The sequence below is a fragment of the Xenorhabdus entomophaga genome, from assembly GCF_037996725.1.
GTDB lineage: Bacteria > Pseudomonadota > Gammaproteobacteria > Enterobacterales > Enterobacteriaceae > Xenorhabdus > Xenorhabdus khoisanae.
Genome location: NZ_JBBMXH010000234.1, coordinates 1 through 1605 on the forward strand (window position 1 = coordinate 1; position 1605 = coordinate 1605).

Annotated in this window: 2 rRNA genes; both read left to right on the forward strand. The window is 54.4% G+C overall.

Features of this window, described 5'->3' with window-relative positions:
• Positions 1-1422, forward strand: a 23S ribosomal RNA gene (locus AAC854_RS22430); the annotation flags it as partial.
• 85 nt (positions 1423-1507) lie between these two features.
• A 5S ribosomal RNA gene (rrf, locus tag AAC854_RS22435) occupies positions 1508-1605 on the forward strand; the annotation flags it as partial.

The following is a 1605-nucleotide window of genomic DNA, read 5'->3' on the forward strand; positions in this document are numbered from 1 at the left end:
CTCCAGGCAAATCCGGAGTACTGCAACACTGAGGCGTAATGACGAGGCACTACGGTGCTGAAGTGGTTGATGCCCTGCTTCCAGGAAAAGCCTCTAAGCACCAGGTAACACAGAATCGTACCCCAAACCGACACAGGTGGTCAGGTAGAGAATACTCAGGCGCTTGAGAGAACTCGGGTGAAGGAACTAGGCAAAATGGTGCCGTAACTTCGGGAGAAGGCACGCTGGCAGTAGGTGAAGGGCCGAGCGCCCGGAGCTGACGCCAGTCGCAGATACCAGCTGGCTGCAACTGTTTAATAAAAACACAGCACTGTGCAAACACGTAAGTGGACGTATACGGTGTGACGCCTGCCCGGTGCTGGAAGGTTAATTGATGGGGTCAGCCGCAAGGCGAAGCTCTTGATCGAAGCCCCAGTAAACGGCGGCCGTAACTATAACGGTCCTAAGGTAGCGAAATTCCTTGTCGGGTAAGTTCCGACCTGCACGAATGGCGTAATGATGGCCAGGCTGTCTCCACCCGAGACTCAGTGAAATTGAACTCGCTGTGAAGATGCAGTGTACCCGCGGCAAGACGGAAAGACCCCGTGAACCTTTACTATAGCTTGACACTGAACCTTGAGCCTTGATGTGTAGGATAGGTGGGAGGCTGTGAAGTGTGGACGCCAGTCTGCACGGAGCCATCCTTGAAATACCACCCTTGAATGTTTGATGTTCTAACGTGGGCCCGTGATCCGGGCTGCGGACAGTGTCTGGTGGGTAGTTTGACTGGGGCGGTCTCCTCCCAAAGCGTAACGGAGGAGCACGAAGGTTAGCTAATCACGGTCGGACATCGTGAGGTTAGTGCAAAGGCATAAGCTAGCTTGACTGCGAGAGTGACAGCTCGAGCAGGTACGAAAGTAGGTCTTAGTGATCCGGTGGTTCTGAATGGAAGGGCCATCGCTCAACGGATAAAAGGTACTCCGGGGATAACAGGCTGATACCGCCCAAGAGTTCATATCGACGGCGGTGTTTGGCACCTCGATGTCGGCTCATCACATCCTGGGGCTGAAGTAGGTCCCAAGGGTATGGCTGTTCGCCATTTAAAGTGGTACGCGAGCTGGGTTTAGAACGTCGTGAGACAGTTCGGTCCCTATCTGCCGTGGGCGTTGGAAGATTGAAAGGGGCTGCTCCTAGTACGAGAGGACCGGAGTGGACGCACCACTGGTGTTCGGGTTGTCATGCCAATGGCATTGCCCGGTAGCTAAGTGCGGCAGAGATAACCGCTGAAAGCATCTAAGCGGGAAACTTGCCTTGAGATGAGTCTTCCCTTGTCCCTTGAGGACACTGAAGGAACGTTCGAGACGAGGACGTGGATAGGCTGGGTGTGTAAGCGTTGCGAGACGTTGAGCTAACCAGTACTAATGAACCGTGCGGCTTAACCTGACAACACCGAAGGTGTTTTGGGCGTGAGAGAGCCAGGATTTCAAATGAAAGACAGCAGCTTGTTCGGGATTGAATACAGGATTTGTCTGGCGGCAATAGCGCGGTGGTCCCACCTGACCCCATGCCGAACTCAGCAGTGAAACGCCGTAGCGCCGATGGTAGTGTGGGGTCTCCCCATGTGAG